The 6,929-nt window shown below is 68.8% G+C and carries 5 protein-coding genes; 1 reads left to right on the top strand and 4 read right to left on the bottom strand.

The window, feature by feature from the left end:
• The coding region (locus JF886_RS03235; protein ID WP_337309557.1) for a tyrosine-type recombinase/integrase at positions 1 to 810 on the bottom strand (810 nt) is incomplete at its 3' end.
• A 126-nt stretch (positions 811 to 936) separates the two neighbouring features.
• A complete protein-coding gene (locus JF886_RS03230) occupies positions 937 to 4,020 on the bottom strand; it encodes a Tn3 family transposase (protein WP_337309555.1) in 3,084 nt (1,027 codons plus the stop codon).
• Positions 4,021 to 4,478: 458 nt separating this feature from the next.
• On the opposite strand from JF886_RS03230, the gene JF886_RS03225 reads away from it, so the two are divergent.
• Positions 4,479 to 5,963, top strand: a complete 1,485-nt coding sequence (locus tag JF886_RS03225) for an ankyrin repeat domain-containing protein (RefSeq protein WP_337309552.1) — start codon at positions 4,479 to 4,481, stop codon at positions 5,961 to 5,963.
• A 36-nt stretch (positions 5,964 to 5,999) separates the two neighbouring features.
• Here JF886_RS03225 and JF886_RS03220 read toward each other — a convergent pair whose 3' ends face one another.
• Both JF886_RS03220 and JF886_RS03215 read right to left on the bottom strand, forming a co-directional pair.
• Complete coding sequence (locus JF886_RS03220) at positions 6,000 to 6,323, bottom strand: tyrosine-type recombinase/integrase (RefSeq protein ID WP_337309559.1); 324 nt, start codon at positions 6,321 to 6,323, stop codon at positions 6,000 to 6,002.
• A 29-nt stretch (positions 6,324 to 6,352) separates the two neighbouring features.
• The gene (locus JF886_RS03215) at positions 6,353 to 6,598 is read right to left on the bottom strand and encodes a hypothetical protein (protein ID WP_337309550.1); all 246 of its coding nucleotides are present in this window, start codon (positions 6,596 to 6,598) and stop codon (positions 6,353 to 6,355) included.
• Positions 6,599 to 6,929: the final 331 nt, after the last annotated feature.

The following is a 6,929-nucleotide window of genomic DNA, read 5'->3' as shown; positions in this document are numbered from 1 at the left end:
GCGCGTGGTCTCGAGCCGGGCATGGCCGAGGAGCTCGGCCACCAGGACCAGATCGGCGCCGCCCCGGACGAGGGTGGTGGCGAAGGTGTGCCGGAGGATATGGGCCGTGGTCTCGTCATCCAGGCCGGCAGCCTCGGCGATCGCAGCGACGAGGTCGCTGGCGCCCCGAACGGAGAGCCTTTCGCCGCGCTGGTTGAGGAACAGCGCCGACGTGCCGTCGGGGTTTGGCCAGTTGGGCCGCTCCTCGAGCCAGAGGGCGAGGTCGGTGCGCAGCTGGGCATGGACCGGCACCTCGCGCACCTTGCCGCCCTTCCCCAGCAGGCGCAGGGTGCCCTTGCGCGCTGAGAGCCGGACGTCGTCGACGTCGAGCCGCACGGCCTCGCTGATCCTGGCGCCTGCGTAGAAGAGGACGCCGACGAGCGCCCGGTTGCGTGGCGCCAGGTGCGCCTCGACGGCACGCAGCAAGCGCAGAGAGGCTCGCTTGTCGAGCGCCCGAGGCGCCTGGCGCGGCAGCTCGACCCGCTCGGCCCTGGCCGGCCCCAGGCCTCGCCGGGCGTAGAAGTCGTCGACCGCGGCCACCGCGCCGTTGACGGTGGCCGGTGCCGCCTTCGCAACCACCTGCAGGTGTGAGCGGTAGTCACGGACCGCCCAGTCGCGCGCCGCGGCGTCGGCGAGCGGGTCGCCGTCCAGGGCCGCGGCTCCGAGCCAGGCCAGGAACTGGCGGACCTTGGACAGGTAGGTCCGGCGGGACTCGGGGCTCAGCGGAGCCCGGGCCAGAGGGGCCCGGTACTCCTCAAGCAGGCTGGCCATGCTCGGGGCCAGAGGCGTGCCGGAGGCTCCTCTCCGGCTAGTTGGGGAGGGCTGCCTGTTCTCGGAAGTGGATCGACGCCTCTGGCGTGCAGGCTGGAGCGCGTTCTCGGAAGCCATTCCGGCATTCTACTTCCGAGAATGCTGGTTCTCGGAAGTCGCCCCATCCGGCGAGGAGCCGGAGCCCGCGATCCCCACTCGTGGCTGGACCAGGTCCGCGTTGAGCTCCAGGTGACCGTCGAGCTCGCCCGCCGCAGCGCTCATGTCGAGGATGTACTCGCCGAAGCGCTTCACGTTGTCCTTCTGGTAGGGGGAGATCGTCGCCAGGTCCTCGGCGAGCACTGGGAAGCCGTGGGCGAGCAGCTGGTTGACCGCAGCCGAGATGTCCAGGGTGGTGGAGAGGATGACCAGATTGGCCACCAGGTCGTTGAACTTGATCGCCTTCTCCTGCTCGTCGGGGTCGTTGTCCGCGATCACGCCCTCGTTGCCGAAGAAGACCCACTTCGCGAAGCCGTTGTAGGACTCGACCATGGTCATCGCCCGCCCCGTCTGCTCGCGCATCTCCGGGTCGGAGATGGTGCGCAGGAGCATGAGGGTGGCGATCACGCGGCCCAGCTCCCGGAAGGCCCGGTAGACGCGGTTCCTCTTGGAGTCGTAGCGCAGGCGGCGGAGCAGCGTCACGGAGGACAGCCTGCCCTCGCGGATAGAGAGCACGACCCGCATCAGGTCCTGCCAGTGGGTCTCGATCAGGCGCCAGTTGATCACGTTCCGCCCCGGCTCCCCGAAGAGGGCGTCGATGTGGGTGTAGCGGGTCTCCTGGTCGGCCCGGAAGAAGGTGCGTTCCTTCCAGTTGCGAATCCGGGGCAGGAGGTCGAAGCCCAGCAAGTAGGCAAGTCCAAACACCGGGAACGACTGGCCCTGGGTGTCCGCATGGATGGTGTCGGGCTGGACGTCGCTCAGGTTCTGGAGCAGGGCCTCGATGATGTAGACCGCCTCCCACACACCGCAGGGGATGAAGCGGGAGAAGAGGGCGATGTAGTTGTCGGCGACGTGGTGATAGGCGATGCCGCCATAGCCGCCGTAGCGGATGTGGTACTCGGCCAGCAGGTTGTCGACGTAGATCTCGTACTTGGTCCCGTCGGCGACCACGCTGGAGCCGTCGCCCCAGAAACGTGCCAGGTCCAGCTGCGCGAACCAGTTGACGACGTCGGCCTGGGCCAGGTTCAGCTTCTCGGCGGTGACGTGTCTGCGGGCGGTGGCGCCCAGCTCGTGCGCGGTTACCAGGCCGCGAAGATGCCGCGCCGCCTGGCTCGGGCCCAGGTTGCAGCCGTAGGTGAACGCCACCAGGATGTACCTCGCTAGAGGATCGGCCAGCTTGGGGTCCGAGCCCGAGAGCGGCCCGAAGTGTCGGTGCCAGCCGGTAGCCCGGCTCACGCGGGCCAGGATGTCCAGCAGCGAGCGCTCCGGCAGCCGGTCCTTGATCGCCGCCTCCAGCGCCAGCGCTGAAGGCCGGCGCTCCTTGCCCTTGCGAGCCTTGAGCACCGCCCGGCCCTCCTCGTCGATCACAAGGTCAGCGTTGTCCGGGTAGCCGGCGTCCACGCTGGCGGCCAGCTCGGCCAGCCGCGTCCGCAAGCCGTCCACGAACTCCGAGGGGCTAGTCGGCAGCCCCGCTTCGGCACCGTAGCCGGCCACCATTGGCTCGCATTTCTCCCAGGGCAGGAGCTGGGTCTGCCAGTTGGCGTATGACGCCGAGCCGACCACGGCCACGTCGCCGGTGCGCAGCTCGTCGGCAAGGTGCGAGAACACGCAGACCTCGAAGTGCCGGCGAACGAACCTGCCCGGCCGTCGTCGGTCCCGGATCACCCGCTGCCAGGCTTCCGAAGCGAACGAGTTGTCCACCGCGACCCCGTCCACATGGTCGGGAACCAGCTCCGCTGTCCGGGCCTCGTTGGCCAGGGCGAACTCCAGCGCATCGAGCAGTGTGCGATCAGCGCTGGTCGACTCCAGCACGAGGACGGACGCGAGTTTGAACAGCAGGGGACGGTGCCCTCGGTAGAAGCGGTCCAGGAGCGGCAGGTAGTTGGTGCCGTGGTGGGCGCTGAGCTCCTCGTGCTCGGTCGCCAGCTCCTCTAGCCCGCCGGCGCCCTCTAGCACGCTCGCGGCCTCGATGCCGAAGCGCAACCGCCAGTCGTCGTCCACCGCAGTCTGTGCCTCGCGCGCGGCCGCCAGGACGTCGCCGAAGACGGAGATCATGCGCTCGCTGCGTTCCCGGTGCCGCTCCTGGATCGTCGCTAGCAGCTCGCGTCCCTTCTTGTGGATCGCCGCCATGCGTTTGCAGAACATCTCGGCCAGGTCGTCGCGCGCTCGCACCCGGGCCTGGTGCAGCAGGCAGGCCACCAGCACGATCCGCTTCACCTCGCCCACGTCCCGCAGCTCGCTGGCGTCCAGCACCCTGGCCTCGCCGGCGAAGTGGCTGACCTTGATCGCCGGCACCCCCGCCAACCAGGTGTCCGTGGCGCCCACCGCGTCCAGCCACGCGATCAGCTCCAGGTGCTCGCGGAACCTCGACAGCGTCGCCGCCGGCGCGGTCTGCTTCAGCCGGTCGTAGCCGCTGCGCTTGGTGACCAGGTCGCGTTCGAGCAGGCTCAGCAGGCGAGCCCGGTCCGTCGGACTCATCCGGCCGTGGACCAGCTGGAAGATGGCCGCGTTGACCTCAGCTCGGATCCGTCCAGCCAGGCGGTCCAGCGTCGAGTACGCGGGCAGCTCGCACCGGGCACGGATCAACTCCTCCAAGGCCACGTTGATCAGGTCCGCGGGGTTGTCCTTGACCGCGGCCGCCGACCGTATGGTCTGCTCGGCGATCGTGCGCGCCCGCTCCGGGTCGGCGGTCAACCCGAGCCGATCGCGCACCAGTCCCTTGTGGCGGCGCGCCGTGCGCTCGGAATCGTGAGCGAGCGGAATCCCCTCGGCTACGTAGAGGCCGCCGCGCACGTGCTCCACCACTGCCGCCGGCACCTCTTCCAGCCTCGGGAAGTAGCCCAGCCCCTGGAAGCACTTCAGCAGCACCGTCAGGGCCAGCAGGTGCTCGTCGGATCGCGTCAATCCCCGGGCCCACTCGATCTCGTCCGGGCTCAATGCATAGGCGTCGCGCAGCTCCCAAGCAGACACCTGCCGTCTGAGGCGCGGATAGGCGGTTCGCTCGATCGATGCCATGCCTTCCCAACGAAGTGCGACCTACCTACGGCACTGCTGCCGTACCCGTGGTCAGCCGACACCCACATGCCGTGCCGACCGCCGCCGTCCGGCCCGTTAAGGTTGAGCAGCGTCTGTCAGGAGGAATGATGGCGGCGATCAGCGCCTGGACCCTGGTGGCAAGGTCGTCTCCTATCCGCCGCACCGCAGCACCTCCTCGACGCTCTTGGCGGCCGGGGTCACCGACCTCTCAGTCCTCGTGGCACTTGTCGGTGTGGATGGGCCAGGCCGTGACCGAGGGCGTGTTCGCCTGAATTCGGGCGAGCCCTGGACGCCTGCTATCGTTTTGGACAGCGCGCAGGGCGCTCCCGGTCCGCGGAAAGGGCGAAGCCCACCTGATCTCGCGACGACCGAGACCGTCGACCTCCTTTTGGGCCTGAGGATGCGGACATCAGGGCGAGTTCCGAGAGGAGGCAGCTATGCCGACCCGTCATCTCCCCAACGACCCCAGCCTCGAGCACCTCAAGAATGAGGCCAGAACCCTCCAACGACAGGTTCGCGCTGGCACGGCCGAGGCGCTGGAAGCGGTCCGCGAGCTCCACCCCAGCCCAGGCGAGCCGACGACGTTCCGGCTTGCCGACGCCCAGCTCGTCGTTGCCCGCGGATACGGCTTCCCGAGCTGGCCCCGGCTGCGCCGGCACTTGGAGACCATCGCCCGGTACTCGCGCTCGCCTCACAAGCAGCCGGTCGGCGGTCCGCTCAACGGCCCCGCCGACCTCGCCGACGAGTTCCTGCGCCTGGCCTGCCTCACGTATGGCGGCGACGAGAGAGCCAGGCACCAGCGGGCCCGTGAGCTGCTGGCCGAGCACCCTCAGATCGCGAGAGCGACCATCTACACGATGGCGGCGGTTGGCGACGTAGCCGCGGCGCGCGCCCTGCTCGCAGCCGACCCGTCGCAGGCCGGCCGTGAGGGCGGTCCATACGCATGGGAGCCGCTCCTGTACCTCGCCTACTCTCGCCTCGACAGTACCCAGATGCGACACTCCCCACTGGACGTGGCGCGGATGCTGCTCGGCCGCGGCGCGCATCCCAACGCCGGCTACCTCTGGGAGGGGTTGACCTCGCCGTTCACCGCGCTGACCGGCGCCTTCGGAGGCGGCGAGGATGCGGTCAACCAGCCGCCGCACCGGCACGCGATGGAGCTGGCGCGACTGCTGCTCGAGGCGGGCGCGGACCCGAACGACAGCCAGGCGCTGTACAACCGTCAGTTCAATCCGGTCAACGACCACCTCGAGCTGCTGTTCGAGTATGGCCTCGGGCGCGGCGACGGCGGCCCCTGGCATGCTCGGCTAGCGCCCGCCCACCCCACGCCGCAGCAGATGATCGAGGATCAGTTGCTCTGGGCCGTGCACTCAAACATGGTCGAGCGGGTGCACCTCCTGCTGCGCCACGTCGTCCATGTCGACGGGCACGGCACCGAGCACCCGGCCCTTGGCCGCCGGAGCGCGCACGAGATCGCGGTGCGGCATGGCAACACCGAGATTGCTGAGCTCCTGCTCGAGGCGGGCGCCACGCCCGTGCCGCTCGACCTGGTGCAGTCGTTCCTGGCCGCATGCATGCGGGCCGACCGGGCCGCTGTCGATGAGCTGCTGGCCGCCGATCCCACGCTGACAATGCAGGCAGTAGCTGCCGCTCCAGAGCGCGTCATCCAGGCTGCCGAGCTGGGCCGCCTCGCGGCGGTGCGGCTCATGGCGGAGCTTGGCTTCGACGTCAACGTGATCAGGCGGACGTCGGCACTGCACCGTGCTGCGTACGCCGGCGACCTCGAGATGGCGAAGCTGCTGCTAGAGCTGGGCGCCGACCCGGGGGGGCGCGACACCGAGTTCGACGCCACGCCTCTCGGCTGGGCGCAGCACAATCAGCAGCACGAGGTGGCCGAGTACCTCGCCGAGCGGACGCCCTAGCCATCACACGACCTTCAGCTGGGTGCCTCAAGCCCTTTACACGACGTGCATGCGGACAGGCCGTCCTGGCACCAGCGCGCTGTGATTCACCGGGCGCGAGCCGCCAGTCGTGATCGGCCCTAGCGTTGAACTACTGCCCGTCCACCGCTGACTACGGCCTATTGCCGCTTTTACACGTATCTCGGCTATACCCGTGGTCCGGACCGAGGCGTGGGTTAGCAGCTCGCTGACTACTTCCAGCCTCACGCCGGCCCGCAGCAGCGCTGTCGCATGCGTGTGCCGGAACAGATGCGGGTGGAAGTCGATGCCGGCCCGTCGACGCAGCCGTTTCACCAGGCTCATCACCGCCCAGTAGCCCATAGGTGTCCCGACCGGGCCGTTCCACATGTTCACGAACACGTAGTCGCAGTTCCCACGAGTCCGCGGACGATTCCCAGCGCGATCGTCAGCGGTCCCACTGGGCTGATGATCCGGCCGTAGCGCGATCCGAAGGATTGCAACCACGCCCTCCGCGATTCGGCGGGCTCGGCCTTGATGGCGGGAAGGAGCACGGTGTGATTGGTCAGCGACGATCCGAACCAGAAGATGCCGCCGAGGACGTGGAGCCACTGAATTGCGACCAGCAGGAAAATCATCTGCCTACGACTCGCTCGCGACCCGGGCCGCCGGCATCGCTTCGACGGCGGGGCCCACGCCGTCCACCAGCGCTCACGTCAGCCCGGCAGACCGGGCACCACATGGAGAGCTGGGTCAGTTTCAGCGTCATCCAGGGGGATCACGAAATTCGTAACGCACTACGACGGCCAGCTCCGCCAGCCGTCTAGACTGTCCTCTCCCCGAGAGGTAGCGACGCCTCCGGGTGCTTAGAGCCATAGGTTACGGTCGGTCAGAGCCTGCTCTGGGGTGAGGCCCTTGGTGCGCCGGCCCTGGTGAGTGCGATCGGTGTTGTAGATGTGCAGCTCGCGG

Source organism: Candidatus Aeolococcus gillhamiae (assembly GCF_016464765.1).
Lineage (GTDB): Bacteria > Chloroflexota > Dormibacteria > Aeolococcales > Aeolococcaceae > Aeolococcus > Aeolococcus gillhamiae.
Note: the sequence above shows the minus strand (reverse complement) of the source record. Positions and strands in the feature narration are given on the sequence as shown.